1 protein-coding gene is annotated in these 385 nt (G+C 33.8%); it reads left to right on the forward strand.

The features are described from left to right. Positions 1-127: 127 nt before the first annotated feature. The coding region (locus tag ACF91D_RS32315; protein ID WP_392438796.1) for an SDR family NAD(P)-dependent oxidoreductase at positions 128-385 on the forward strand (258 nt) is incomplete at its 3' end.

Here is a 385-nt window from a genome sequence, read left to right on the forward strand (position 1 = left end):
TTTAGATGAACTATATGACAACCGCAAAAATGGTGCAGCTACTACATTTTATGATAGAAGTAGACAAGAACATATATATTCCAAATATGAACCTTATAATGAAATGTAATTAGGAGGAATATGACATATGGATAGATTAAAAGATAAAGTAATAATTGTCACCGGGGGATCCAATGGCATGGGCGCATCGCATGCTAAATTATTTGTCGAAGAAGGCGCAAAGGTTGTAATTACAGATATTAATGAAAACGATGGACAAAACTTAGCTGACAAATTAGGAGAAAATGCAATTTTCATCAAACATGACGTAACACAGACAGCGGATTGGGAACATGTCATTAAAGAAACAAAACGTACATTCAACCAAATTGATGGACTTGTAAAT

Source organism: Staphylococcus sp. 231237_7MaSpsaltlick (assembly GCF_043107035.1).